We start from the raw sequence: 25704 nt of genomic DNA on the forward strand, positions 1-25704 counted from the left end.
TGGTAGGCACTGACCCAAAAGGATTCCTCAATGACGAGCAACAAGTCATCCTTGGAGCCGCCCGGAGTCTCTCCGGACGGCACTGCCGGACAGGCAGAGCAGACGGAGCAGCCCGATCCGCCCAAGCACTCCCGCCGCACTATCCTTGCCGCGGTAGGAGCCTTCGCACTCCTCGGAACGGCCACAACGGTGCTGGGTGGAAGCCTGCTGAACCCGCCCTCCAGCACCGAAGACGGCGACTTCAGCGGCGAGACCCTCGAATTCCTCATTCCGCTGGCGTCAGGCGGCGGTACGGATACGTGGGCACGCTTCATCGGCACGGAACTGACGAACTACGTGGCCGGCCGCCCCGGCTTCGCCCCCGTCAACGAAGCCGGCGGTGAGGGCATCCTGGGAACCAACCGGTTCGCCCGCTCCGCCAAGACCGACGGGACCGAGATCCTGGTGGGCACGGCATCGACCGTTGTGCCGTGGGTCCTGGGACGCTCCGCGGTGAAGTACTCCTTCGAAGACCTCAAGCCGGTCGTCGTCAATGGAACCGGCGGCGTCATCTACGCCCGGGCTGAAGCCGGCGTGGCCAGCGTGCAGGACCTGATCAACAGGGACACCCCGCTAGTATTTGGCGGCATCAGTGCTACGGGCCTGGACATCACCACCCTGGTGGCTTTCGACCTGCTTGAGGCAGACGTCACGAGCACCTTTGGCTTCGAAGGCCGCGGACCCGTCAACCTGGCCCTCCAGCGTGGCGAAATCGATCTGGACTACCAGACGACCTCGGCCTACGGCTCGGCAGTCGAAGGCATCGTCAAGGAAGGCAAAGCCGTCGTCCTGATGTCCTTCGGTCAACTGAACGAGGCCGGAGATGTTGTCCGCGACCCGAACTTCCCCGACGTGCCCACAGTGGCAGAAGCCTACGAAACCCTTCACGGGAAGAAACCGTCAGGCGAAAAGTACGAGGCCTACAAGACCCTGCTCGGGCTTACCTACACCTACCAAAAAGGACTCTGGGTGCCGCAGGAGACACCGGAGAAGGCCTACGAGCTGCTGCGCCAATCCAGCGAGCAACTTGGCACCGACAAAGCTTTCCAGGAGAAGGCTGCCAAGGTACTCGGTGGCTATCCCCTCGTCGCGGACACCGGCATGGCCGATCGCGTCCGCGACGCCTACAAAGTCAGTGGCTCCGTCCGGTCCTATGTCACAGGGCTGCTCGCGGACAAATACAACATCCACGTTGAATAAGGACCATCATGCTTGACTCCGCAATGGCAGCGCTGGCATCCCTCGCTGACCCCTCCCTCCTCATCATGCTCCTGATCGGCACGGTGGCCGGTCTGATCATGGGCCTCATCCCGGGACTGGGCGGCACAGGAGCCGTCGCAATCCTGCTGCCCATCACCTTTGGCATGGAACCTCCCCAGGCCCTGGCGCTCCTCATCGGGGCTCTCGCCGTCGTTCACACTTCGGACACAGTGTCCGCGGTGCTGCTCGGCGCCCCAGGTTCAGCATCAGCCAGCGTCACCATGCTCGACGGATACTCCATGGCCAAGAAAGGGCAGGCCGCCCGTGCCTTGACCCTGGCGTTCCTCTCCTCCATGGCCGGAGGCATCATCGGCGCGGTCGGCCTGACCCTGGCGATCCCGCTGGCCCGGCCCTTGGTCCTGTCCTTCGCAAGTCCCGAGCTCTTCATGTTGACCGTCCTCGGTGTCTCTTTGGCGGCAGTCCTGTCACGGGGAAACATCATCAAGGGCGTCTCGGCAGGCCTCCTTGGCCTGATCCTGGGCATGGTTGGAACCTCACCGACCACAGCTGAGGAACGCTTCACCTTCGGCAGCCTGTTCCTCGGCGACGGACTGTCACTCGTCGCCGTCGCCCTGGGCATCTTCGGTCTGGCCGAAATCGCATCCCGCGCCAGCCAGCGCCGCGGAGAAAAGCAAACCATCAGCCTCGGCGGCGGATGGGGCCAGGGCATCCGGGAATGGCTTACCCACTGGACCCAGGTCATCCGCGGAGCGCTCATCGGTATCTGGGCAGGCGTCCTGCCCGGCGTCGGCGCCACCGCCGGAACATGGATGGCCTACGGCCAAGCCGTCGCAACCGCCAAGGACAAGCGCCAGTTCGGCAAGGGCGACCCCCGCGGCATTGTCGGCCCCGAAAGCGCCAACAACTCCGTCGAAGCCGGTGACCTGATCCCCACCCTCCTCTTCGGCATCCCCGGCGGCGTGCCCTCCGCAATGCTCCTGGGAATGCTCCTCACCTACGGCATCCAGCCGGGCCCCTCCATCATCACCGAACACCTCGACCTGATGTACCTCATCGTTTGGTCCTTCGCCATCGCCTCGATCCTTGGCGCGCTGCTCTGCTTCCTCAGCGTCAAACAGCTCGCAAAACTGACCAAGGTCCCCTTCGCCGTCCTGGCCGCAGGCCTCGTCGCCATCATGCTCCTGGGCTCCTTCCAGGAAGGCGGCCAGCTCGGCGACCTCTGGATCATGATCATCCTGGGCGTCTTCGGCTGGCTCCTGAAATCGACGGGATTCCCCCGGGCACCATTCCTGATCGGATTCGTCCTGGCCATCCCGCTGGAACGCTACTACTTCCTCACCGACAGCCTTTACGAAGGCTTCGACTGGATGGCCCGCCCCGGCGTCATGGTCTTCCTGGCAATCCTGATCCTCCCGATGATCTGGGCGTTCATCAAGTTCATCCGCGCCCGCCGGCACACCAACCTTGACGATGGTCACCGGGACGAACAGCCCGAGGACGACGAAGCTCCGCTGAAGAATTCAACCTGGTCCCTCGCAGCATCAGGCATCTTCTTCGTAGCCTTCGCCGCCGCCCTAATCTCCTCCGCTTCATTCTCACCGGAAGCCAGGCTGGTCCCCCAGCTGGTGAGCACCGGTGGCCTGATCTTCTCCGGCATCCTGCTCTTCATTGAGATCCGGAGAAGGCTTCGCGACAGGACCCCGAAGGCAGATCAGAGCATCTCCGAGGAGGCAGAGGTGATCCTTTCCACACAACCCGCGAAGGCAGGTTGGACCCTTGATGCCAGGTTCGCGTTGAAGACCTTCCTGTGGATGACAGGGTTCCTGGCTCTCACGGCCGCCTTCGGATACCTGATCGCCGTCACGATCTTCATCCCGGCCTTCCTTCTGATAGTTGCAAGGGCCCGGCTCAAGGTAGCCATCATCTACACCGGCGTCCTGTACATAGTGCTCCTCGCACTCCCGTCACTGCTGCCGATCGACCTGCCGCAGGGCTGGCTCAACACCCTCGTCTAGACGTCCGCAACACACCATTGGCAATTGGAGAAGAAAAAATGACGGTACTCGTCGCCTACGCACCTGCACCAGAAGGCAGGGAAGCGCTGTCAGAAGGAATCAAGGAAGCGCACCTGCGAAATTCAGATCTGCTGGTTGTGAATATCGGCCGTGGCCACCACGATCTGGAGCCAGAGGAAGTGCGCGCGCTGGAAACCCGGCTGGGGGATGCCGGCCTGGCCCTGACCATCGAATCCTCGGTCCTGTCCGACCCCGGCGATGCCGTCATCCAGATCGCCCAGGACCGCAACGTCGACATGATCGTGATCGGCCTTCGGCACCGGTCCATGGTGGGAAAGCTCATCCTCGGAAGCACCGTGCAGAGAATCCTGCTCGACGCCACCTGCCCCGTGCTGGCGGTCCGCTCCGACAAGCTCTGACCGGAGCCCGCAGACTGCCGGACTTCTTGTCCGGCCTGCGTGCTGCCGTTCCCGCACTCCATCGCAACAGGTAGCCCGAAGGACGGGCGCAGGGACGCCACAGCACGCAAGGGAGGCAGGGTGACCGCCGGTCACCCTGCCTCCTCCATGTACTTTCCGAAGGCAGTCCGGCATGGACAAAGCCCCGACCAAGGAGAATGAGAAGACCTTGTATAGCCGCCCGCAGCCTGCCGGACGGGGCGCCGCAGCCCTCTCCCCCGAACCGGTTCCCAACTGGTGCACACTCTCGCGAAGCGACCAGGTGGAAATCCACAGCCAAGGACTGCCCATCGCATCAGGACGCATCGACATGCTCGCCCTCGACGGCAGCCTCCTCTGGCTTCAGCAGGACGAGGGAAAAGGCCGCGCACTGTTCCTCCACAGTGACGGCCTGCGCGTTTACCGGCGCCCCGCACCCAGGAACGCGTAGCGCCAGCCACCTTGCGGATGACCGGCGGAGGCCTTCAGTGAAGGCGACGGCGCCAACAAGATTCGCGGTCTGGAAGCCCTTGCCGGCCTTTAACCAGCCCATGGAAACGGCCAGGTATGCGCTGAGAATCGCAGCCGCGCCGGCCCAGCCGGCGGTTTCCCACAGCAGTTCCATGGGGTCCTTTCAGGTGATGCCCGCGCAGTATCCGGGCAGGGTCTTTGACAGTGATGAAAAGGGTTTGGTTTCGCCGGATGCCACTGCTCAATGAACGGACATCATCCAACACTGCGTTGACTCGAGCCCTGTTCGGGCGAGGACCTCATGCCGGCTGGCGGCATAATCATACCCCGCAAAGAGGGGGCGTTTTACGCAGCCTCCGCGCCGTCAAAAGTCTGGACAACTCCCCCGCCAGGGAGCACCATCTGAAGGGTGACTACCGACCCCTACCTGCGCGAGCTCATGCTCCTGCGCCGGGTCAAGGACCGGATCGACCGGGAGTACGCGCAGCCCCTGGACGTCGAGGCCCTGGCCTGCGGTGTCCACATGTCCGCCGGCCACCTCAGCCGCCGGTTCAAGGCCGCGTACCAGGAATCGCCCTACAGCTACCTGATGACCAGGCGCATCGAACGGGCCATGGCGCTACTGCGCCGGGGTGACCTTTCCGTAACGGAGGTGTGCTTCGCCGTCGGCTGTTCCTCGCTGGGGACCTTCAGCACGCGCTTCAGCGAACTGGTGGGGATGCCGCCCAGCGCCTACAAGCAGGAAGCGAAGAGCACGACTGCGGGCATCCCCGCGTGCGTGGCCAAACAGGTCACCAGACCGGTCAGGAATCGAGAAGCGCCCGCTCCCGAGCCGCAACTAGCATGACTGCCATGGACAACATCACCATCTCCTCAACCTTCCTTCCGCACACCGATCCCGATGCTTCCCTGGCGTTCTACCGCGACGCGCTGGGCTTCGAGGTCCGTAACGACGTGGGGCGCGGCACCATGCGCTGGATCACGGTGGGCCCCGCGGGCCAGCCCGGCGTTTCCATCGTCCTGCACCCGCCGGGTGTGGACCCCGGCATCACCGATGACGAGCGCCGCACCATCGCCGAGATGATGGCCAAGGGCACCTACGCCACCGTGATCCTCTCCGCCCCGGACGTCGACGCCGCCTTCGCCAAGGTTGAGGCGAGCGGGGCCGACGTCGTGCAGGAACCGGTGGACCAGCCCTACGGAATCCGCGACTGCGCCTTCCGCGACCCCGCCGGGAACACCGTGCGGATCAACCAGCAGGCCTAGGCTGATACCAACGACGGCGACCGGAGGCTGCGCACGCGGCTTCCGGTCAGCGCAGCCCAACAGATAGCGCAGCCCAACAGATGGAGACCCGATGAGCACGGACACCGGCACCGATACCCAGGCTCGTACCGAAACAAAAGGCGTGCACGCCGCCGACACCCACGACCTCATCCGTGTGCAGGGCGCGCGGGAAAACAACCTCAAGAACATCAGCGTCGAACTGCCCAAGCGCCGGCTGACCGCATTTACCGGAGTCTCCGGCTCGGGCAAGAGCTCGCTGGTGTTCGCCACCATCGCCGCAGAGTCACAGCGGATGATCAACGAGACTTACAGCGCGTTCGTCCAGGGCTTCATGCCTAACCTGGCCCGCCCCGAGGTGGACTTCCTTGAGGGCCTGACGACGGCGATCATCGTTGACCAGGAGCGCATGGGCGCCAACCCGCGGTCAACCGTGGGCACCGCCACCGACGCCAACGCCATGCTCCGCATCCTCTTCAGCCGGCTGGGCACCCCGTATGCCGGCCCGCCCACGGCGTTCTCCTTCAACGTCCCTACCCGGAAAGCCAGCGGCGTCATGTCCACGGACAAGGGAGGGCGGGTGGAGAAGTCGGTAGTCAACCACGCCGTGTACCTTGGCGGCATGTGCCCGCGCTGCGAGGGCATGGGCAACGTCAGCGACATAGACCGCACGGCACTGTACGACGACGCCAAGTCCCTGACCGAGGGAGCGCTGACGGTTCCGGGGTACTCCATGGACGGGTGGTACGGGCGATTGTTCGAGGGCATGGGCCTGCCGATGGACAAGCCCATCGCCAGGTTCACCGCGAAGCAGCTGGACACCATGCTGTACGCGGAGCCCACCAAGATCAAGGTGGAGGGCGTCAACCTGACCTTCGAGGGGATCATCCCCAAGATCCAGAAGTCCATGCTGTCAAAGGACCCCGAGGCCATGCAGCCGCACGTCCGCCGGTTCGTGGAGCGGGCCGTCACGTTCCAGACCTGCCCCGAGTGCAAGGGGACCCGGCTGACGCAGCAGGCCCTCTCCTCCAAAATCAACGGCAAGAACATCGCGGAACTGTGCCAGATGCAGATCAGCGACCTCGCCGGGTGGGTCCGGAACCTCAAGGACCCGTCCGTGGCGCCTCTGCTCAAGGGCCTCCAGCACCTGCTCGACTCGTTTTCGGATATCGGCCTGGGCTACCTCAGCCTGGACCGGCCGGCCGGCACCCTGTCCGGCGGCGAGGCCCAGCGCACCAAGATGATCCGCCACCTCGGCTCCTCGCTCACGGACGTCACGTACGTCTTCGACGAACCCTCCATCGGCCTCCATCCGCACGACATCGAACGGATGAACCAGCTCCTGCTCCAGCTGCGGGACAAGGGCAACACCGTCCTGGTGGTGGAGCACAAACCCGAGATGATCACCATCGCGGACCACGTCGTCGACCTCGGCCCGGGGGCAGGCACCAACGGCGGCGAGGTCTGCTATGAGGGCACCGTGGAGGGCCTGCGGAGCAGCGACACCATCACCGGGCACCACCTGGAGGACCGCGCGTCGCTGAAGGAGGCCGTCCGGAAGGCCTCCGGGGCGCTGGAGGTCCGCGGCGCCTCGACGCACAATCTCCAAGACGTCGACGTCGATATTCCCCTTGGTGTCCTGACCGTGGTTACGGGGGTGGCCGGCTCGGGGAAGAGCTCCCTGATCCACGGGTCCGTGGCCAAGCGCGAAGGCGTGGTGGTGATCGACCAGGGCGCCATCCGCGGTTCACGCCGCAGCAACCCGGCCACCTACACCGGGCTGCTGGAGCCCATCCGCAAGACGTTTGCCAAGGTCAACGGCGTGAAGCCGGCACTGTTCAGCTCCAACTCCGAGGGCGCCTGCCCCACCTGCAACGGCGCGGGCGTCATCTTCACCGAGCTCGGCGTGATGGCCACCGTGGAGTCCCCGTGCGAGGACTGCGAGGGCCGCCGCTTCCAGGCAGCCGTGCTGGAGTACACCGTGGGCGGGAAGAACATCGCCGAGGTCCTGGCCATGTCCGTGACCGAGGCCGCCGCGTTCTTTGCCGAGGGTGAGGCCAAGACACCGCCCGCGCGGACCATCCTGGCGCGGCTCGAGGATGTTGGCCTGGGCTACCTCAGCCTCGGCCAGCCGCTCACCACGCTTTCCGGCGGCGAGCGCCAGCGGCTCAAGCTCGCCACCCAGATGGCCGAGAAGGGCGACGTGTACGTCCTGGACGAACCCACCACCGGCCTGCACCTGGCCGATGTGGAGAACCTGCTGGGCCTGCTGGACCGGCTGGTTGAGTCCGGGAAGTCCGTGATTGTGATCGAGCACCACCAGGCCGTGATGGCGCACGCGGACTGGATCATCGACCTTGGCCCGGGAGCAGGGCACGACGGCGGCCGGATCGTTTTCGAGGGCACGCCCGCTGAGCTGGTGTCCGGCACCCCGACACTCACCGGCAAACACCTGGCGGCGTACGTCGGTGCGTGAGCAATATTCCGCCTGTACCGGCAGGAACCTCCGGATACCGGAGCACCGCATCACGCCGTGAAAGCGCCGCCCCAGCGTATGACTTTGGCAATAAGTAAAGTTGTGTTAGTTTCCTCGCTGAGGACGGCACGAGGTTGTTCTCATTAATTGATTGGGGAAATTAATGCAGCTCAGGATCGAGAAGCCCAAGGAACAAAAGATCGATTTTGCCGTTCTTTATGGCGGTAAAGCCACCACCATCTAGTTCCGTTGCAGGGGTGCCGGTTGCAGATCGGCACAACCAGCCTTACGGATGCTGCGACGTCCAACGAGCAGATCCGGTTCTTCCAGCACCAGCGGGCCCGACGAAGCTACATCAAAATTGCCCGATACGTCCGCGAAACCTTCGGTCCCATCGAAATAGACGTGACAGACGCTGAGGCCTTGGACCGGCCCAGCCGCGATTTCCTAGACGCGGCAGTTCGCGTGGGCGGCTGGTCAGTCCAACTGCGTTTTGACAGCGGCGGAAATGAATCCGTCCCTCATTTCTCGGCCGAGGAACAGTCCTTGCTGAACATGCTGTCACCGTCCGCGAGGACGGACCATGCGGGACAGATCGTCACCATGGCCTTCGACTACGTCAACTCAGGAGATGCATGGACAGCGCTGAACCTTGGACATCTGCTGCAGGAGGTTGAGCAGTCACCCCGGGTGTGGAACCTCCTGGCACTTGCGCACGCCATGGTGAACGAGACGGTCCAGGCCGAGTTCTATTACGACCGCTGGAGCACATCCAAAGAGCCTCTCGACGCAATCCGGGCCCTCTACGGAAAAGCCATGCTTTATGCCCGCCACCATCCGGACGGCCTTCGAAGTTTGACTCGTAGCGAGGAGTTGCTGAATGAGGCCTATGCCCTCATCCAGCAACTGGGCTCCCAAGAGCGCACCGAGGACCGCGTTGTCTTTGACGAGGTTTTCAACAGGAACGGCTATGCCCTCATACTCTTCCGCCGCGGCCACGTGGACGAGGCCATCACGCTCCTTCGCGAGGGCATCAAAAGGCTCACGCAGACCGGCGAAAAAGTGGCCATCCACCGATCCGTACTCATTTACAACCTCGCCCAGTGCTACAAGCAAACCGGAAACCTGACCGCTGCCATTGCCACCTACGCTGAACTCCTTGACGTTGACCCCCGCATGCCCGAATACCACTTGGAAGCAGCAAAATGCCACGCGTCGGCCGGAGACTTAGACGCCGCACTGGCTGCCTGCCGACAAGCAGTGGAATTGGATGACAGTCTCGCCTCTGCATGGGGCCTGATCGGGGTATACGAAGGGGAAATCGGTTCACATGGGGTAGCCGCGGACGCGCACGCTCGGGCCGCGTCCCTCGATCCCGCCTCTTACGTCCATCCCACCAATCTGGTTTACAGCCTCATCCTCGCGGACCGCGTCGATGAAGCCACCCAGCATGTTGACGGCTGGATCCACAGCACCCTGCCAAAGGAAGAAGCCGAACGCCGTGCATCGCTGAGCGCAGAGATTGCAATCCGGCACGACCGCTGCGCTGAGGCTCTGGAACTGATAGAAGCAGGACTCGCATTGTTCCCTGACTCCGACGTCCTGGCAGCAAACCGGGAAGCCCTTCTGGGCATGCACGTATGAGCCTCGGATTGCGGGGACAACTGGGAGTCTTCACCGTTTTGTTTGCCGGTGGAATGTGGATGTCAAAAGTTGCACAACCCCTCTATTTTGAGCAGATGAATGCGTTAGTAGCATTCGGTATTGGCTACGCCGTTATGGCAGTCGTAGGCGGGTTCTCTTTCGCATGGGGTGCCTTTGCAGACCGCTTTGGCGGCTTAAATGCTGTCCGCCTGGGAACGCTTCTATACGCTGTCGGAATTGCTGGCCGCCTTTCACGGACGTTATTCCGGTAGTGATTTTCTCAGGGGTTGCAGGCGCAGGCGCATCCCTGGTTCTCGTAGCTATTAGGCCTTGGGTGCGATCCACAGCCTCCGATGAGGAAATTCCCAAAATTGTCGGAACCCGAAACCTCGGGAATCAGACGGGTCTCCTGCTGGGAACAGTCGGGGCTGCATCTATCTTCGCGTTGTCGGCAACCCAAGGGGACGGGGCGAAGACCGTTTTGCTGATTGCCCCCGCACTCGTGGCAGCAGCGCTTGTGTGGGTGCTGCTCGCGCCGAATTCCCAAGCCCGCACTCTGCCGAACTCCGTGCCGGAAGAGGCAGACGAGGCCGCCGGTAAGAGGCGCTACAAGGCCTTGGCCGTAAAGCTGGCCGTCATCGGCTTGCTCTCTGGCTTCTATGTCAGTCTGGTGGCACCTTATTTGCCGTTGATTCTCACCAATGGTGGCACCACCGCCGCGCAGGCAGCCTTGATCATGGCGCTCATGAGCGTCGCTCAAATCTGCGCCACCTGGATCTTCTCCCGCTACAGCACCAGCAGCCGGCCCTTCGCGCTGTTTGCTGTGTCCGAGGTCCTTACCGGAGTCATTACGCTGGCTGCCGCGCTGGCCTTGGGGATGGGAGCTCCGTGGATAGCAGTTATCTTCATCGCGCGGGCTGCTTTCGTGTCGCTTGCCATCGCATCAGAGGAAACGATCCAATACGCCATTATCCCGGCCCAGGCAACAGGTTTTGTTTTCGGGATTTCACAAACTGCGTTCCTGGTTGGAGACACGCTTGGTGGCGTCCTCGGCGCCCCCCTTTGGCTCAACGCGGGCCCGGAGGGACTGCTGTTCACTGCTGGCGCAGTTACGTTGTTCAATGCAGTGCTTCTGCCTGCGCTTCTGCGCAGCGTTCGCAGCGAATCGACAGTGAAAGCGGCCTAATCATGCCGGTCGAGTCCCTTTTCGAGGAGGACCACCTCGTCCCCATCGCACTTGTAGGCTCTACCCTCTTCACCTTCAGCCAACTCGATGGGTGCCTCTACCGAATATCAAACCAGGGACAGGCTGAGCCCGGCGGGTATGAGCAGATATTATTGTCCGGCTTTTTGGCGCCCTTTTGTGTACCTGGCCACCCTTTCGTCTATGACCTCATCCATGATTCGGCCACCTTGACGGTAAGGGAGTTTCCCCTTGTAGCAACGGGCCTGGGCCAACCCCGCGAGCGTGCCATCCCGTCGCCATCTAATCAGACGCACCGCATTGCCAGCCTCATCCCAGATGCAGAAGAAGCGACACTACGCGTGGTTTTCGAGCCATTGACCGCAGCGGGGGACACTCTCCTCCTCGATCTGGGGTGTGGGGATCTGCGGCCGGTCGCACCCAGCCACGGCACACCAAAATGCATATTCGCTGACGGGACCCTGGTTGCCGAATCGGAGGTCGGGTGGAGCATGGTCCGCGACGGGAACAGTGTGGGGCATGGTGCCGGTTTGATCGTTGCCGCCGCATCCGAGTTCGTTGTTATTAAACGGTCGAATAAGTCCGGTGCCCGATTCTCCGTAGTCCGCGGCGCCGGCGAGGCGGAAATCGTGGCTCCGCCGGGCTGGTCCCTGATCTCTGTCGCTGCGTCGGACACGCGTATAACGGCCTATGGCATCCACGCAGAAAAGGGACAACACCTGCTGCATATGGACCCCTGCGACGATTGCTTCACGTTAGCTGAAGCTCAATGCGGAACGTCCCAGGTTTTCGCCATGGGAGCGGCTACTGACCCGGTCATCCGGTCCACGGGTCTCGCAATCGGATCGTGCTGGCGGACCCAACGGGGCCTTATCGCCGGGATCGCCGCTGTAAGGAGGGAACTGACGGTGAGCCAGATCACCCCGGCCGGATTGCCGTGCGTTTACGTGCATGCCGAACAGCCGCCGCGTGGCCAGGAGCTCGTCGTCTGTCTTCACGGTGGCCCGGACAGCCACGAGCTCGACGACCTCAGATGGATTAACTGGCAGGCCGCGATTCGGGAAACGGCGAAGGCAGTCGCCGAGGTCATGGCCACGCGCAGAACGCCAGAGGTCTCCATTTTCGGCGTCAGTTTCGGAGCGTGGGTGGGCCTTCAGCTTGCCGAGCATGTCGAGCCGAGGCAGGTGGTTGCTATGTCTCCCATCATCAACCTCCAAGATCACCTTCAGCTACACGGGGACGAGCCGGAGTTCAGGAGGTGGGCGGCGGTTCGTTTCGGACCGACCGCGGGAGGGCCTGACGACGGCGAACAACACACCCGGAAATGCCCTGTGCGCGTGGTGGTCATCGCTCCGGACGAAGATGAAGTCGTGCTGCCGAGTTCCACCCGGAGATCCACGGACCGTGCAACAGTGCACGGACGGGAGTGGTCCCTGGTGCCGGTCCCGGGTCACCACTACCCGAGAACCTCCGCCGCAGCCGAGCATCGTTGGGCATCGTTGGTCAACGCCATTGTTCAGCGCCGTGACAGTAATAAACGAGCATTCAGCGCTATCGACGCAAGTACCGGGAGTTCCTGAACGCGGCACACGATTTCTCCGGCCCGTTCATCCTGCTCCACAGGCTGGGAGGCCGCCGTCTTTAACCGTATTTGTGGGGCAGGCTGGCCTAGGCTGTGGACATGTCAGCTAAGTACCGGTACGGCGTCGAAATCCTGCACCTGCTGGTGTCACCCGGGCACGCCTACTTCGGCCGGGCACGCGACGGCGCCGCCGATGTGCCCACCTTCGACGCCGGGAGCGCGGAAGTGGTGGCGGGCAAGGGCATTGTGGGCGACCGTTTCTTCGGCAAAGCGGCCCACATGGACGCTGCGGTGACACTGTTCGCCGTCGAGGCCCTCGAAGCCATGGCCGGGGAACTGGGCGCCGGACCGTTCGATCCGTTGGCCACCCGGCGGAACGTCATCCTCCGCGGAGCCCACCTGGCTCCGCTGCTCAACCAGGACTTCGCGCTGGAATCCGGCGGTTCCCGGGCTGAGTTCCACGGCGGCCGGCCCGCACATCCCTGCGCCTGGATGAACGCGGTGCTGGCCCCCGGCGCCCACGCATCAATGCGGGGCCGGGGCGGCATCCGCTGCCGGGCACTCTCAAGCGGAACGCTCCATCGCGGCCCGGCAGTACTGGTCAGCCCTGTTCCACTGGATCCGGAGCAGGCCGGCGTGCCCACCCTGCTGCGGCCAAGTCGGCTGCCGTAGTTAGTCGTCCAGCCGAACGCCGCGGAGCAGCAAAAGCGTCCCGCCCACTGCGGCCGCGGACGCCAGGAAAACCCCCATCGCGCCGACGCCTGCCGCTGCCACACCGATAACACTGGGAAGCACCACCTGGCCCACCCGGTTGCCGGCGAGCCGGAGGGCAAGCGCACGGCCGCGCTGCCCCGCGGGGGCCTGCGCCGACAGCCAGGACATGGTGAGGGGCTGGCCAATGCCAAGGCCCAGTCCGAGTACGGCCATGACCACAAAGAGCAGCAGTACCGGCATGGGAACCGCCATGGCGGCCAATGCGATGGTGGACAGCACCAGGCTGGCCACGAGCAGCCGCTTGCGCCCCAGCTTCCGGGAGACGTGCCCCAGCAGGATGCGGGACACCATTGAGAACACGGCGCGGACGGCGAGCAGGGCGCCCACCGTTGCCGCGCTGAGCCCACGTTCGGAGCCAAGCACCGGGAGGTAGACCATGGTCAGGTCCACCACGGCAAGGACGGTGGCGCTGGTGGCCAGGGCTCGCGCCACGCCTGGAGTCTTCAGCAGCGCGGCCACGTTGCCCTTGCCGCTGTTCGCCGGGGCTGCCGTTCCCTTCCTGGCGCTGACCGTTGCCGAGATGCCGAAGGTGGTCACCAGGAGCACCAGGCCCATGCAGGCCGAGAGGAGGAAGATCGCCTGGGTGTCGGGGCGGACGGCCGCGCCTCCCACCAGGGAGATGGCCAGGGGCCCCACCGCCTGCCCCAGGGACGCAGCGAAGGTGAGGTAGCCGAAGGCGGAATCCATCCGGGAGGCAGCCGCGTTGTTGGCCACCACCGCCTGTTGCCCAACCACGCAGGTCAGCTGGCCGACGCCCAGGAGGGCGGTTCCGATGATCAGTGCGGCGATTGACGAACCCCACAGCAGCAGGAACAAGGCGCTGGCCAGGACGACGGCGGCACCGGCCGCCATGAGGCGGCGTTCACCCAGGCGGTCCACCAGGGCGCCTGTGGGGACGGCGAGCAGCAACGGGAAGACGGCGTAGCTGGCGGCCAGGAGACCCAGGGCAAAACCGGGAACGTCCAGCTCCAGCGCACGGTACGTGGCGGCCGGCCGCAGCAGGAAGGTCAGGGCCTGGATCAGCGTGGAATGGACCAGGAGGGCTGCAGTGGACCGGCGGCCCAGTTCGCCTATCATGCAGTGGTGCCGGACATGGCCCGCACGGCTGCGTCACGCGCACCCATGACGTGGTCGAACGCGATCCTTGCAGCCCGGTCCGGGTCGCCGGCGGCCACGGCAGCCACCAGGGTCCGGTGCTGGGCCAGGGCCTGGTCCCGCCGTTCCTGCGTGCTGTTGGTGAAGTGCCGGTACCGCTCCATCTGGTTTGATATCTGGTCATGGAACCGCCGGGCCCACGAATTGCCGGCAATCCCGGCGATCTTTCCGTGCAGCGACATCCCCTGCTTCATCGCTTCATCGGCGAAGCCCACCATCGCAGCGTTGCGCTCAAGGATGCCTTCGAGTGCGTTGATGTCAGCCAGGGTGGCTTTGAGGCAGGCATTGCGCGCCATCAGCGATTCCATGGCCGCGCGGACTTCATACAGCTCGGAAATTGCCGCCTCATCCAGCGCCGGCACCAGCACGCCGCCGGTCCGTTGCTGTTCCAGCAGGCTCTCCGAGATCAGCCGCCGGATGGCTTCCCTCAGCGGGGTGCGGCTCACCTGCAGTGCAGAGGCCATCGCGGGTTCGTACACGCGTTCACCCGGCTTCAGCTCCAGGCTGATGATCTGTCGCTTCAGCTCGGCATAGACGAAATCCGCCCCGGTATTGCGGGTGGTTGCACCAGACATGTCGTTACCTCCGAAGCTACCCTAGCCCTTGGTGCATACTTGTATACAACTTGAGGAGGACCAGTGGCGCGCATATTTATCACAGGCTCTGCGGACGGGCTGGGTCGGCACACAGCCAAAACGCTTATGGAGGAGGGCCACCACGTCGTCGTACATGCCCGCAGTGCGGAACGCCTGGTTTCCGTCCAGGATCTGCTGGACCGCGGTGCGGATGGCGTTGTTGGCGACTTGGCCGACACGGACCAGGTCCGCGGTATCGCTGCCCACGTGAACCGGCTCGGGCAGATGGACGCCGTCATCCACAACGCCGGCGTGCTCCACGGCCCGGACATTTTCCAGGTCAACGTCGCTGCACCCTACCTCCTCACCGCAGTCATGCAACGGCCGCGGCGGCTGATATATGTCAGCAGCGGCATGCATCGCGGCGGCCACGCACCCATCCAAAAGCACGCCCAGGTGACCTATTCGGACAGCAAGCTCTACCTCACGGCTTTGGCAGCCGCCGTCGCGCGTTTATGGCCGGACGTCCTCAGCAACGCCGTCGATCCCGGCTGGGTGCCCACCAGGATGGGCGGCGCCGGCGCCCCGGACGACCTCCGGTTGGGCCACCGCACGCAGGAGTGGCTGGCCGCCAGCGATGACCCGGAGGCCCTCACCAGCGGCGGCTACTGGTACCACCAGCACCGGGAAAAGCCGCATCCTGCCATCCGCGATGAGCGGTTCCAGGACGAACTCCTGGACCACCTGGCCGGTGTGACCGGCGAGCGCCTGGGCTGACCCGACAAGCTGTACTGTGATGGCGTGATCGTCCCCGAAATTCCCCAGAACGCCGCGGCGGTTGCGGATCACTACGACGAGCTCGATCCGATCTATCGCCGGGTGTGGGGTGAGCATGTCCATCACGGGCTGTGGGCAACCGGTCGCGAGACTCCCGCCGAGGCCGTAGAGGCGCTGGTGGACACCGTTGGCGACCGGCTGCGCCTGATGCCCGGAGAGGCGTGCGTCGACATCGGCTGCGGCTATGGCTCCACAGCAGGACGGCTGGCGGTGACACGCAGGGTCCGCGTTACCGGCTTCACGCTGTCCGCTGAGCAGGCCCACTATGCCGCCGCGCATCCTGTACCAGACGTGGACATCCGTCTCCGCGACTGGCTCGCCAACGGGCTGCCCGATGCCTCAGCCGATGCCGCGTGGGCGATCGAGTCGAGCGAGCACATGGTCGATAAGCCCAGGTTCTTCGCCGAGGCGCATCGCGTGCTGTCGCCCGGCGGCCGCTTCGTCGTCTGCGCGTGGCTCGCCGAGACTGATGCCACAGGTTGGAAGGTTCGCCGCCTGCTCGAGCCGATCTGCCGCGAAGGGCGCCTGCCGTCGATGGGCACGCGCGAGGAGTATGAGGCGATGGCCGTCGCGGCGGGCTTTGTGATCACCGGCTATGAGGATGTCAGCCGCCGCGTCGCGCGCACCTGGCCGGTCTGCGCCCGTCGACTGATGAAGGCCCTGCTCGTCGATCGCGAGACCCGGTGCCTCGCCCTTGGGGCCCGCAACCGCATCTTCGTTCTCAGCATTCCCCGCCTGATCCTGGCCTACCGCACCGGTGCAATGCGCTATGGGATATTCACGCTGGCGAAGGCGGGCGGGAACGGGGCACCACGCGTACCCGGCCAATCGACGCAGCATGAGCCGGCCTGACCGCACTCTCCGTCCCCAAACTATTTCACAGGGCACGGGCTTGGGCGATCCATATGGGTCTAGTGTGGGGAAGGTCGGCACTCGCCGCGAATAGCCCTCAGGGAGGGTGCATGAACTCCAGACAGTCCAGCTCCGAGCAATTTATGCAGTACTTGAAAAGTGTTGGGGGCTCGGAGGCGGACGTCGCCGGAGCTTCATACGTGGTCAGCGACGCGGACACCGTGGAGAGCGTGGTTTCAGCGCTGCGGATGGAACAACAGCAGCATGGCAGCGCGGCCAAGGACCCGTCCTTCCTCCATGCTTTGGCACAGGTGATGGTCAGCAGGCGCGATGAGCGGGATCCTGGCCACCATGCCGGAGCGTCGCAGTCCGGGGAGTACCAGCTGGACATCCATTTCAGCGCCGGAAACAACACCCGCGAAGGCATTCCGGAGAAGGACATCGACGACGCCCAAGCATGGGCGCGCCAACGGATCGAATCTGAAGGCGCCGAGTTTGGGGCCATCTACTTCCCCGCGGGCGGGGATGGCGCGCCAGGCACAGGGGCGCTGGTGTCCAGCTACGACCGTTCGGTGGGCTGGTACCGCTAGCCGAATTCCCCCCGCTGGTGTCCGCCGGCAGCCAGGAAGGCATCGAGCTGGGCGGACTGATGTGCCTGGAAGGCTTTGTCGGCGCTCACGTTCGTGCTGGCGAGCAGCGGTATGTCCAGGCTCGCGTTGCAGCCGCGGCAGCGGATCTCGTCAGTCCACACCCAGCTGTACGCCGCGTGCCGTTCCCGCACCCTCTGCATCGCTGAGGTGATTGCTTCCGTCGTGGCCGCAAAGTGCGCTGCGTCCTCATTGCTGAGGCTTGTACCAATCTCGATGTCGATGCTCATCGTGCCTCTTCCGTCGTCCCCGATGGTGCTGTCGACAGTAGCGGGCGTTGCACCGGGAAGGAACGACCTGAAGGTCACGGTTGCCTAACCCTTCAAGCCGTACCTGGACCGAGCCACGGCGGCAGCGGAGCGGAAGGGGGCCGGTAGCGTTCCCGGGAACGGCTGGCGCGCCGGTTACGCGAACCGGCCCGGCCGGATTACCAGGCCTGGTGTTCGCGCGTGAAGCCGAAGGGAACAGCCTCACTGAGTGCCACGGTGAACTTGTCCACGCCGTGCCGTGTCACCAGGATGCCGTGGCGCTTCTCGGCAAGCGCGTAGGCCTTGGCGGCGGTGACAGCGGCGTCGAGCTCGCTGTCCATGCTCGCGCGGTCGGCAACGGTCAGGGTCAAGGGGAAGTCAGCGGTCATGGGTGGGGCCTTAGTGTTCTAGGTGTGGGACACGCGTCTTTCGCTCCCCCAAGCTGCCGACGCGGCAGGGCATCATACTGCCCACCTCATGATGCCCCAGCATCGGACCACCAGCAACTTGAAAAATCAAGTAACAAGGAACCGCAGGTCAGCGCTGCGGGATCCGCCGTGCAAGCTCCGCAATTACGGCCCGCTCGGGCTGGTCAATTACAGTTAATAGGGAGTGGAAGCTGTTTTTGGACGCCTCCAATGCCACCGGAGAAGCCTCCCGGCAAGACCCGTGCACCACTGCGCAACACACGGCTGTGCAACGACCTGATAAGGATCCCGCCATCTCTACGGACGCTTTCTTCGGCAGACTCACCCGGATCCGCAACGCCGTTCTTCCCACGCCCGCCCGGACCCGGCTGAACACCGGCCGCGGGCTGCTGGGCGGTTTCATCGTGGTGCACCTGGTTTTCCTGGTCTTCGCGGCATCCCTCTCGCTTCGCGGTGAGGCTTTCAGCGATACCTTCATCTACCGCGACTGGGCCATGGCAGGGTTCAACGACGCGAACCTCACCGGCGGGCCCAGCCCCTGGGTCTACCCGATCCTTGCCCTGATCCCCATGGCTATCGCAGGAGTCGCCGGCCCCGGTCCGTTCTTCTTCCTGTGGGTCCTCATGACCACAGTCCTGAACGGCTGGGCACTGCTGAAACTTACCAACCGCGGCCGGGACCGCCAGGCCATCCCCGCGGGCTGGTGGTGGCTGGTGTTCACCTTCCTCATGGGCTGGCTGGGATTCGCCCGCGTGGACGGCCTCACCGCCCCGCTGGTCCTGGTGGCCCTTGCCTATGGCGTCGGCCGCCCGTTCATCGCCTCCGTCCTGCTCGCCATCGGCACCTGGGTGAAGGTCTGGCCCGCCGCCGTCATGCTGGCCCTGTTCGCCGTCGTCAAAAACCGCGTCCTGGTGGTGCTCGCCGGCCTTGCGACGACGGCGGGGGTAGTTGCGCTGGCCGCTGCGGTGGGCAGTGTCCCCAAGCTTTTGAACTTCCTCACCCAGCAGGGTGACCGCGGCATGCAGCTGGAGGCCACCTTCACCACGCCCTGGCTCTGGCTGTCCGTTTTGAACGTCGGCGATTCCCGGATGTACATGAACACGGACATCAACTCCATGCAGGTGGACGGCCCCGGCACCGCACTGATGTCAGTGCTGATGCAGCCCCTCCTGATCCTGGCCGCACTGCTGGTGGCCGGCCTGACATTCTGGGCACTCCACAACGGAAACCAGCACAAAGGCCAGCTGAACGGCGGCGTTGACCGCACCGAGCTGCTCCTCGCCGGTGCCCTGACCCTGGCCACCGCGTTCGTTGTGTTCAACAAGGTGGGCTCGCCGCAGTTCATGGTGTGGCTCGCCCCGGCCGTCGCCGTCGGCCTCGCCCACAGCTGGCGTGATTGGCGGGTCCCGGCCGCCATGCTGATCGTCATCGCCGTGGCAACGTACTTTATCTACCCCCTGTTCTACGACGCCCTCAGCCACAACAATCCCTGGATGGCCCTGGTGCTGACCATCCGCAACGTCCTCCTGGTGGTCCTGTTCATCTGGAGCGTCCGGCGCCTCTACCTGCTGGGCAAGAAGGCGCCTGCTGCCGCCCCCGCGCTCAAGGAGTCCTAAGATTTCCACGAGGTTCTTCGACCGCCTGGTCACCGTCCGCAGCAAAGTCCTGCCCGCAAAGGTGGTGGACTGGTTCGCCCGCCCTTCCAGCGTGTGGTGGGGATTCGCCGTCGTCCATCTGTACTTCCTGGGCTGGATGGCGTCCTTCTTCCTGCACGGCGACACATTCAGCGACACGGAGCAGTACCGCCAGTGGGCCATGGACGGCTACAACCCCGCGGACCTCGATGGGAAGATCAGCCCCTGGGTGTACCCCGTGCTGGCGCAGATCCCCATCTTCCTGGCCAACATCGCCGGGCCGGACCTGTACCTCCTCGTGTGGTTCCTGATCATCACAGCCCTCAACGCGGCCGGACTCGCCTTCCTCACCCGCGGGCCGCGGAAGGAGTGCGGCATCGCCCCGGCCTGGTGGTGGCTGTTCTTCACAGTCTTCATGGGCTACCTCAGCTTCGCCCGCGTTGAAGGCATCACCGCCCCCATCGTGCTCATCGCCCTGCTGTACGCGGCGCAGCGGCCGGTGGTGGCCGGCGTCCTGCTCAGCATCGCCACCTGGATCAAGGTGTGGCCGGCGGCGGTCCTGGTGCCCATCGTGATTGCCAGCCGGAAACGAATACACATACTCCTTTCCGGGGTGGCGGTGACAGTGGTTGTAGCCCTGGGCACCTGGCTGGCCGGCGGGCTGCCACACATCATGGACTTCCTCACCAACCAGGGCGAGCGCGGCATGCAGCTGGAAGCCACCTTCTCCACGCCGTGGGTGTGGCTGAGCGTCTTCAACATCGCAGGCTCGAAGATGGCGGACAACACCGCCATTAACTCCACCGAGGTCTACGGACCCGGCGCCGGCGTGGCGGCTTTCCTGATGCAGCCGCTGCTGATCCTCGCGGCCGTGATCGCTGCCGTCCTGCTGGTCCGCGCCCTGAACCGCGGCGCGGAACGGGAGGAACTTTTCCTCGAGGGCTCCCTGATGATGGTCACCGCCTTCATTGTGTTCAACAAGGTGGGCTCCCCGCAGTTCATCATCTGGCTGGCACCCGTGATCATCGCCGGGCTGACCCACGACTGGGACCGGTGGAAGGTCCCCGCGGCGCTGCTGATGGGCATCGCCATGACCACCTTCGTGATCTACCCGCTGTTTTACACCCCGCTGATCCACGCCCACCCGGTAATGGCGGCCATCCTGACGACGCGCAACGTGCTCCTGGTGGTGCTGCTGTGGTGGTCGGTAAAGCGGACCGCCGAGCTGGGCCGGAAACCTGCAGCGGTGCCCGCCGGCGCGTAGCTGAAGTCCTAAGAAACCCCCGGCGCACCTTCCACGGCAGCCTCCGGCATAAGGTAGCGCGAGAACCATTCCCTGGCCAGTGCCGCGACCTGGCCGAGCGCGTGCCGGGCTCCTCGAAAAGGTGGGTGGCTCCCGGGATGATCTCCAGATGTACCGGGGCCCGCATAAGGTCCATAGCCTGCCGGTTCAGGGCAAGGACCTGGGTGTCGGCACCCCCCACCAGCAGCAGAGTGGGCGCACGCACCGCTGCGAGGCGCGGCCCGGCAAGGTCCGGCCTGCCGCCGCGGGAAACCACGGCGTCCACCTGCGCACCCGGTTCGGCTGCGGCCCACAGCGCGGCGCCTGCACCGGTGCTGGCCCCGAAGTAACCCACCCGGCACCTTGCGGTGTCCTCCCTGCCCTTCAGCCAGTGCGTTGCTGCGCTGAGCCGCTGTGCCAGCAGGGGGATGTCAAAGACGTTTCCGCGGTCAACTTCCTCTTCGGGGGTCAGCAGATCCACCAGCAGGGTGCCCAGTCCCGCTTCCTGGAGGACGGAAGCAACGTAGCGGTTGCGCGGACTGTGCCGGCTGCTGCCGCTGCCGTGGGCGAAGACCACCACCGCCCGGCACTGCTCCGGAAGGTGCAGGTCGCCGTTGATTGACACGCCGTCCGCTGCGATGTGGACGTCCTGGTCCACCCCAACAGCCCGGCTTGGGCGGTCACGGCGCCGCCGCGCCGCAGCGTCGAGCAGGTGGACCACTTCCTCATCGGTTGTGGGTGAAAAGTCGCGGTAGTAGTAGCCCACCGCCTCGAAGTCGCGCGGGGAAATCAGGGAGAGGACCTGGTCCGCCTCCGGCAGGGAGTCCATGGCCCGTTCCGGCGCCACCGGGACGGCCAGGACCACGCGTGCTGCCCCCAGCTGCCGCGCCACCTTACATGCCACCCGGGCCGTTGATCCGGTAGCGATGCCATCGTCCACAATGACGGCAGTACGTCCCGTGAGGTCCTTGGGGGGCCGTCCCTGGCGGTACCGTTCCAGCCTGGATTCCAGCAGCGCACGCTCACGCGCCTCTACTGTCCGGAGATCATCCTCTGTGACCCTTGCAACGGAAACGACTTGCCGGTCCAGTACCCGGGCGCCGCCTTCCGCGATGGCACCCATGGCCACCTCCGGCTGGAACGGCACCCCCAGTTTGCGCACAACAATCACGTCCAAGGGGGCATCCAGGGCCTTCGCAACCTCGGCCGCGACAGGAACACCGCCCCGGGGCAGGCCCAGGACCACCACGTCCTTCCCGCGCAGGCCGGCCAGGGCGAGCCCGAGCTTCCGGCCCGCTTCCACGCGGTCCCGGAACTCATACATCCGGACACCTCCTCGTGTGGAGACCCGTCGTGTGCTGCTGCGTCCCGGAAGACCCGGTCCTACAGGCGGGCTTATTCTTCCCCGGACAAGAGATCCGGAGAGGCCGGCCCCCTTTTCACTACACACCTGTCACTACACACCTGCCCCGGACAGCGGAACAGGGTCAAAAGCCCCGCCAGGCCAGCACGACACTGCCCACGGCTGATCACCTGCGTCAGCGGCTTCCCAGCTTCTCGCGGCCGGGCTCTTCCGCCCGGCCCCGCCTGGCCTCCCGCATCGCCACTAGCCACGTCCAGCCCCGCCTGGCCAGGTCCAGGGGCTTGCCTTCGATCAGCAGCTTCCGTGTATGCACATCGAGGAATAGAAGGTAGAACGTAAATGCCAGAGCCGTAATGAAGGCCAGCGACGACGCATCGATAGGGAGCTCCACGAAAGACCAGACTGAGAGCTGGTCCTGCGCCCCGAACACCACAAAGAACGTCACGCCCACATACAGCGACCTGATCTGCCAGTCGTCACGGATTCCCGTGACGGCCAGGAACGGCAGGAACCAGAGGATGTACCACGGCTGGATGATGGGGGACAGCATCACGACGGCGGTGAACGCCAGCGCCATCCGGCGCACCGCCAGCGAATAGTCGCCCCGGAACATCAACAGCAGGACCAGCCCGATCGCGGCCCATTTCATGCCCGTCCGCAGCAGGGTGGCGAAGGTCCCGCCGGGGAGCCCCAGGACGTTGGCGAGGAACTCCACCTGCTGGCCCAGGAAGCCGGACGGCGAGTAGCCCGTGTACCCCGGCGTCGGGTCCATGATGGCCCAGGTCCAGCCGATGCCAAGGTTGTAGGGAATGCCGCTCAGAACCAGCACGCCGAAGCTGATACCCGCCGTCGCAGCCCAGATCAGGAACTTGCGCGGCCACGACGCGGACGGTCCCGCCCACATCACGCCGATGAACGGCAGCAGGAGCACAGTAATCGGCTTGATGCCGATGGACGCGGTAACCAGGAGGATGCCCACCAGGTAGCGGCGCGTGGCCGCAAAGTAGACGCCGGCGACGGCAAGCCCCACCATGAGGGCGTCGTTGTGGGCGCTGGCAATAAAGCTGATCAGGAAGAGCGGGTTGGCTACCGAGATCCAGAGGGCCCGGGCGCCGTTGATGCCGTGCAGTTCCGCCAGCTTGGGGACATAGATGACGCAGAGCAGGACGCCGACGCCGGCCAGGAGACGGAAGAGCAGCACGGACACGTCAGGCTGGGCACCGGTCAGCCCCACCACCCCGCGTGCCAGCCAAAGGAAGTAGGGCCCGTACGGTGTCCGGTTTTCAGCCCACGCAGGGTCTGCCCCCAGCGAGAACCAGTTGCTGAGGCTGGAGATGCCCACCTCGTAGGGGTTTTGGCCCTCCATCACCAACCTGCCCTGGCCGGTGTAGGCGTACACGTCCCGTGAAAAAACCGGGACGCAGAACAGCAGCGGCAGCGACCAGGCGGAGATGGCCACCACCACGGACCGCAGCGCGGACTGCCCCCAGTCCGCCAGCCGCTGGCCCAGCCGAAGCCAGGAACGGATCAGCACCATGGCGCCCACGGTGAGCAGCACGGTGGACACCGTCACTCCCCAGCCTTCCGTGCGGAGGGCAATGACCACCGGCTGGCGGATCATGGGTGAGCCGTTGGCGATCCAGCCCGTGCCAATGGAGCCGGTAAACATCATGAGGGCTCCGATGAAGCCCTCAAGGGTGGCGAGGTAGGCGCGGCCCGTGGCCGGGCCGGAGGCTTTGGCCGGCGCACCCGGCTGAGTCTCCGAAGTCCCGGGGTGTGACCCGCCTGCCGTCATGAGTGTCTGGTCCCTTACTTGGTTACGGCGCTGGTTGGACCAGCAATAAGGCCGCCCTGCAACCACGCCATTTTATCAGCAGGGTTTCCCGCTGCCCTTGGGTTACGGACCGCCCGTGAGCCACAGTTTGGCAACAGGGCAAGGCGCACGGCCTGCGCGCGCCCCGGTCCGCTGGGCCCTGCTAGCGCAACCTGTCGCTGCGGGCAGTCTGGTTCCGGCCCAGCGACTTGGCCATGTAGAGTGCGGCGTCGGCTGAGGCGATCAGGCGCTCCACGTCCGTCGAGGCGCCGTCGTAGGTGGAAATCCCGTAGCTGGCGGTGGGCATCTCCATCCCGTCCGCCGTGGTTGCCGCCGCAAGGCGGTTGCTGATCGACTCGGCGATGAGTTCCGCCCGTTCTGCGCTGGCGCCGGGGACGAGGATGACGAATTCCTCCCCGCCGTAGCGGCCCACCAGGTCGGTGGGGCGCACCGTAGCAATGCACGCATCAGCGAAGGTCTGCAGGGCGAGGTCCCCGGCGGCATGCCCATAGGTGTCGTTGACGGACTTGAAGTGGTCCAGGTCTGCCAGAACCAGGGCACCGGATCCCTTGGTGATGGACAGGTCCGCCAGCTGCTCCGCAGCCATTTCCAGGAAGGCCTTGCGGTTCAGCAGCCCCGTGAGATCATCGCGGGACGCCACCACCCGCAGGGCCCTGGTCTGCTGTTCGCTGCTGAGGGCCGCCATGCTGAACGAGACCACCACCAGCAGGACCATGGTCACCAGGGTGGTGACCGCGGAACCGAAGACGCTTTGAAAAACCGGCCCGTGCTGGCCTTCCAGCATGAAGGCAACCCAGCGCAAAAGGTAGAACACGGACAGGCCGCCCGCGGCCACGGCCATGGGGATCCGGACCCGGGAGTAGCCCGGTTCCAGGCGCCAGAGTTCGCGGGATGCCAGTCCGATGGTGAGGCTCATGGCTGCCAGGAACACCGGCCCGCCGGACCAGGTGTTGGTGGCCGGGTCATCGAGGACCGAGGCCACCAGGGTAGCCAGGGGGATGCCGGTGAAGGCCCATTTTGGCGGCGGCACGGTCCGCAGCGACCGGGCACCCGCCCACACGGCCACCCCGCCGTGCACCAGCAGCACGTTCCCCAGCGGGTTGGCCCAGACCTGGTGGGCCGTGCCGTCCAGCAGGAAGCACGCCGATCCTGACAGGAAAAACAGCAGCGCCAGGCACCACCAGCCGCTGTACGGCGAGCGCGTCACCCGGTAGGCGGAGAAATAGAAAAGGAACACCAGCACCAGCGCCATCAGGCCGAACGCAATCCGAAGGGTCGCGGTATCCAGAACCATGTTTGCCGAAATCCCCCTGATAACGAACAGTGCGCGGACCCTCAGTATCGCACCGGTCCGGGAGGCTGTCAGGATGGCGCTATCGGCCGGCCCAGGGCCTAAGGTGGTCAGAACAGCCAGCAGGACTGCCCCGAAAGGCCAGACCCATGTTCCTTCTCTTTGGTTTGCAGACAGTGCTGAAAGCGCTGCCCGGCAAACCGGCCACCTGCCAGTACTGCCGCTCCTTCGTCCACCACAGCCTTGAGGAGCGGGCCACCAAGTTCACGCTCTTCTTCATCCCGGTGTTCACCACGTCGCGGAAATACAACATCACATGCACCAACTGCGGGTACATTTCGAGCATCTCGGCGCGGCAGAAGCGGGCGCTGGAACTGCAGCGGTAGGCCAGGCCCCGTGAAGGGCCGTAGC

The 25704-nt window shown here is 64.9% G+C and carries 23 protein-coding genes and 2 pseudogenes; 17 read left to right on the forward strand and 8 right to left on the reverse strand.

Features of this window, described 5'->3' with window-relative positions:
- Positions 1-30: 30 nt before the first annotated feature.
- From IEX43_RS09585 to IEX43_RS09600, 4 genes are all read left to right on the forward strand, one after another.
- Positions 31-1239, forward strand: a complete 1209-nt coding sequence (locus IEX43_RS09585; protein WP_188810526.1) for a Bug family tripartite tricarboxylate transporter substrate binding protein — start codon at positions 31-33, stop codon at positions 1237-1239.
- Between the two features lie 8 nt (positions 1240-1247).
- Complete coding sequence (locus IEX43_RS09590) at positions 1248-3275, forward strand: tripartite tricarboxylate transporter permease (RefSeq protein WP_188810528.1); 2028 nt, start codon at positions 1248-1250, stop codon at positions 3273-3275.
- A gap of 38 nt (positions 3276-3313) precedes the next feature.
- Entirely contained in the window at positions 3314-3694 is a 381-nt protein-coding gene (locus tag IEX43_RS09595; protein WP_188810530.1) for a universal stress protein, read from the forward strand.
- A gap of 172 nt (positions 3695-3866) precedes the next feature.
- Positions 3867-4163, forward strand: coding sequence for a hypothetical protein (locus IEX43_RS09600; protein ID WP_188810533.1), 297 nt, complete (start codon positions 3867-3869; stop codon positions 4161-4163).
- A gap of 39 nt (positions 4164-4202) precedes the next feature.
- On the opposite strand, the pseudogene IEX43_RS20600 reads toward IEX43_RS09600, so the two are convergent.
- A pseudogene (locus tag IEX43_RS20600) lies at positions 4203-4337 on the reverse strand (CBU_0592 family membrane protein); the annotation flags it as partial.
- A gap of 285 nt (positions 4338-4622) precedes the next feature.
- Between IEX43_RS20600 and IEX43_RS09605 the strand changes: the two are divergent.
- From IEX43_RS09605 to IEX43_RS09635, 7 genes are all read left to right on the forward strand, one after another.
- Entirely contained in the window at positions 4623-5030 is a 408-nt protein-coding gene (locus tag IEX43_RS09605) for a helix-turn-helix transcriptional regulator (protein ID WP_188810961.1), read from the forward strand.
- Positions 5027-5449: a VOC family protein gene (locus IEX43_RS09610; RefSeq protein ID WP_188810535.1), complete on the forward strand. Its 423-nt coding sequence runs from the start codon at positions 5027-5029 to the stop codon at positions 5447-5449. Before IEX43_RS09605 ends, IEX43_RS09610 begins: the two co-directional genes overlap by 4 nt.
- A gap of 91 nt (positions 5450-5540) precedes the next feature.
- Positions 5541-7943: an ATP-binding cassette domain-containing protein gene (locus IEX43_RS09615; RefSeq protein ID WP_188810537.1), complete on the forward strand. Its 2403-nt coding sequence runs from the start codon at positions 5541-5543 to the stop codon at positions 7941-7943.
- Positions 7944-8207: 264 nt separating this feature from the next.
- Positions 8208-9587, forward strand: coding sequence for a tetratricopeptide repeat protein (locus IEX43_RS09620; protein WP_188810539.1), 1380 nt, complete (start codon positions 8208-8210; stop codon positions 9585-9587).
- Positions 9588-9921: 334 nt separating this feature from the next.
- Positions 9922-10773 carry an MFS transporter gene (locus IEX43_RS09625; protein WP_188810541.1) on the forward strand — a complete coding sequence of 284 codons (852 nt, stop codon included), beginning with the start codon at positions 9922-9924 and terminating at the stop codon, positions 10771-10773.
- Positions 10774-11699: 926 nt separating this feature from the next.
- Entirely contained in the window at positions 11700-12371 is a 672-nt protein-coding gene (locus tag IEX43_RS09630; RefSeq protein WP_188810543.1) for a hypothetical protein, read from the forward strand.
- A 101-nt stretch (positions 12372-12472) separates the two neighbouring features.
- Complete coding sequence (locus tag IEX43_RS09635) at positions 12473-13045, forward strand: MOSC domain-containing protein (protein ID WP_188810545.1); 573 nt, start codon at positions 12473-12475, stop codon at positions 13043-13045.
- Here the strand turns inward: IEX43_RS09635 and IEX43_RS09640 are convergent, their stop codons facing one another.
- Both IEX43_RS09640 and IEX43_RS09645 read right to left on the reverse strand, forming a co-directional pair.
- Positions 13046-14224 (reverse strand): MFS transporter, encoded by a 1179-nt coding sequence (locus IEX43_RS09640; RefSeq protein ID WP_188810547.1) that lies wholly within the window; start codon positions 14222-14224, stop codon positions 13046-13048.
- Complete coding sequence (locus IEX43_RS09645) at positions 14221-14877, reverse strand: GntR family transcriptional regulator (protein ID WP_188810548.1); 657 nt, start codon at positions 14875-14877, stop codon at positions 14221-14223. The genes IEX43_RS09640 and IEX43_RS09645 overlap by 4 nt, the downstream gene beginning before the upstream one ends.
- A gap of 63 nt (positions 14878-14940) precedes the next feature.
- On the opposite strand from IEX43_RS09645, the gene IEX43_RS09650 reads away from it, so the two are divergent.
- The 3 genes from IEX43_RS09650 to IEX43_RS09660 all read left to right on the forward strand — a co-directional run bounded on the left by IEX43_RS09650 (position 14941) and on the right by IEX43_RS09660 (position 17156).
- Positions 14941-15654, forward strand: a complete 714-nt coding sequence (locus IEX43_RS09650; RefSeq protein WP_188810549.1) for an SDR family NAD(P)-dependent oxidoreductase — start codon at positions 14941-14943, stop codon at positions 15652-15654.
- Between the two features lie 24 nt (positions 15655-15678).
- Complete coding sequence (locus IEX43_RS09655) at positions 15679-16566, forward strand: SAM-dependent methyltransferase (RefSeq protein ID WP_188810550.1); 888 nt, start codon at positions 15679-15681, stop codon at positions 16564-16566.
- Between the two features lie 110 nt (positions 16567-16676).
- On the forward strand, positions 16677-17156 hold the full coding sequence (locus IEX43_RS09660; RefSeq protein WP_188728536.1) for a hypothetical protein: 480 nt from the start codon (positions 16677-16679) through the stop codon (positions 17154-17156).
- Here IEX43_RS09660 and IEX43_RS09665 read toward each other — a convergent pair.
- Both IEX43_RS09665 and IEX43_RS09670 read right to left on the reverse strand, forming a co-directional pair.
- Positions 17153-17443 (reverse strand): hypothetical protein, encoded by a 291-nt coding sequence (locus IEX43_RS09665; protein WP_188810963.1) that lies wholly within the window; start codon positions 17441-17443, stop codon positions 17153-17155. The two genes, IEX43_RS09660 and IEX43_RS09665, sit on opposite strands and share 4 nt — an antisense overlap.
- Positions 17444-17640: 197 nt before the next feature.
- A complete protein-coding gene (locus tag IEX43_RS09670) occupies positions 17641-17850 on the reverse strand; it encodes a hypothetical protein (protein WP_188810551.1) in 210 nt (69 codons plus the stop codon).
- A 305-nt stretch (positions 17851-18155) separates the two neighbouring features.
- Here IEX43_RS09670 and IEX43_RS09675 point away from each other — a divergent pair, with 305 nt between their 5' ends.
- Together IEX43_RS09675 and IEX43_RS09680 are read left to right on the forward strand one after the other, a co-directional pair.
- Positions 18156-19505 carry a glycosyltransferase family 87 protein gene (locus tag IEX43_RS09675; protein WP_229666392.1) on the forward strand — a complete coding sequence of 450 codons (1350 nt, stop codon included), beginning with the start codon at positions 18156-18158 and terminating at the stop codon, positions 19503-19505.
- 61 nt (positions 19506-19566) lie between these two features.
- A complete protein-coding gene (locus tag IEX43_RS09680) occupies positions 19567-20787 on the forward strand; it encodes a glycosyltransferase 87 family protein (protein ID WP_188810552.1) in 1221 nt (406 codons plus the stop codon).
- An 8-nt stretch (positions 20788-20795) separates the two neighbouring features.
- Here the strand turns inward: IEX43_RS09680 and IEX43_RS09685 are convergent.
- The 3 genes and pseudogenes from IEX43_RS09685 to IEX43_RS09695 all read right to left on the reverse strand — a co-directional run bounded on the left by IEX43_RS09685 (position 20796) and on the right by IEX43_RS09695 (position 25296).
- A pseudogene (locus tag IEX43_RS09685) lies at positions 20796-22129 on the reverse strand (phosphoribosyltransferase family protein).
- Between the two features lie 214 nt (positions 22130-22343).
- Positions 22344-23963, reverse strand: coding sequence for a polyprenol phosphomannose-dependent alpha 1,6 mannosyltransferase MptB (gene mptB / locus IEX43_RS09690; protein WP_188810553.1), 1620 nt, complete (start codon positions 23961-23963; stop codon positions 22344-22346).
- Between the two features lie 181 nt (positions 23964-24144).
- Positions 24145-25296, reverse strand: coding sequence for a GGDEF domain-containing protein (locus tag IEX43_RS09695; protein ID WP_188810554.1), 1152 nt, complete (start codon positions 25294-25296; stop codon positions 24145-24147).
- A gap of 146 nt (positions 25297-25442) precedes the next feature.
- On the opposite strand from IEX43_RS09695, the gene IEX43_RS09700 reads away from it, so the two are divergent.
- On the forward strand, positions 25443-25679 hold the full coding sequence (locus IEX43_RS09700) for a zinc-ribbon domain-containing protein (RefSeq protein WP_188810556.1): 237 nt from the start codon (positions 25443-25445) through the stop codon (positions 25677-25679).
- Positions 25680-25704: the final 25 nt, after the last annotated feature.

The sequence above is a fragment of the Pseudarthrobacter polychromogenes genome (genome assembly GCF_014644495.1).
In the GTDB taxonomy this organism is placed as follows: Bacteria; Actinomycetota; Actinomycetes; order Actinomycetales; family Micrococcaceae; genus Arthrobacter; species Arthrobacter polychromogenes.

Bases quoted from the DNA above. Each gene is read 5' to 3' on its own strand.
- IEX43_RS09665 (WP_188810963.1), bottom strand. From the start codon at position 17,443: ATGAGCATCGACATCGAGATTGGTACAAGCCTCAGCAATGAGGACGCA.
- IEX43_RS09615 (WP_188810537.1), top strand. From the start codon at position 5,541: ATGAGCACGGACACCGGCACCGATACCCAGGCTCGTACCGAAACAAAA.
- IEX43_RS09605 (WP_188810961.1), top strand. From the start codon at position 4,623: ATGCTCCTGCGCCGGGTCAAGGACCGGATCGACCGGGAGTACGCGCAG.
- IEX43_RS09610 (WP_188810535.1), top strand. From the start codon at position 5,027: ATGACTGCCATGGACAACATCACCATCTCCTCAACCTTCCTTCCGCAC.
- IEX43_RS09645 (WP_188810548.1), bottom strand. From the start codon at position 14,877: ATGTCTGGTGCAACCACCCGCAATACCGGGGCGGATTTCGTCTATGCC.
- IEX43_RS09695 (WP_188810554.1), bottom strand. From the start codon at position 25,296: ATGGTTCTGGATACCGCGACCCTTCGGATTGCGTTCGGCCTGATGGCG.
- IEX43_RS09635 (WP_188810545.1), top strand. From the start codon at position 12,473: ATGTCAGCTAAGTACCGGTACGGCGTCGAAATCCTGCACCTGCTGGTG.
- IEX43_RS09585 (WP_188810526.1), top strand. From the start codon at position 31: ATGACGAGCAACAAGTCATCCTTGGAGCCGCCCGGAGTCTCTCCGGAC.
- IEX43_RS09595 (WP_188810530.1), top strand. From the start codon at position 3,314: ATGACGGTACTCGTCGCCTACGCACCTGCACCAGAAGGCAGGGAAGCG.
- IEX43_RS09590 (WP_188810528.1), top strand. From the start codon at position 1,248: ATGCTTGACTCCGCAATGGCAGCGCTGGCATCCCTCGCTGACCCCTCC.
- IEX43_RS09700 (WP_188810556.1), top strand. From the start codon at position 25,443: ATGTTCCTTCTCTTTGGTTTGCAGACAGTGCTGAAAGCGCTGCCCGGC.
- IEX43_RS09660 (WP_188728536.1), top strand. From the start codon at position 16,677: ATGAACTCCAGACAGTCCAGCTCCGAGCAATTTATGCAGTACTTGAAA.
- mptB (WP_188810553.1), bottom strand. From the start codon at position 23,963: ATGACGGCAGGCGGGTCACACCCCGGGACTTCGGAGACTCAGCCGGGT.
- IEX43_RS09640 (WP_188810547.1), bottom strand. From the start codon at position 14,224: ATGATAGGCGAACTGGGCCGCCGGTCCACTGCAGCCCTCCTGGTCCAT.
- IEX43_RS09670 (WP_188810551.1), bottom strand. From the start codon at position 17,850: ATGACCGCTGACTTCCCCTTGACCCTGACCGTTGCCGACCGCGCGAGC.
- IEX43_RS09600 (WP_188810533.1), top strand. From the start codon at position 3,867: ATGGACAAAGCCCCGACCAAGGAGAATGAGAAGACCTTGTATAGCCGC.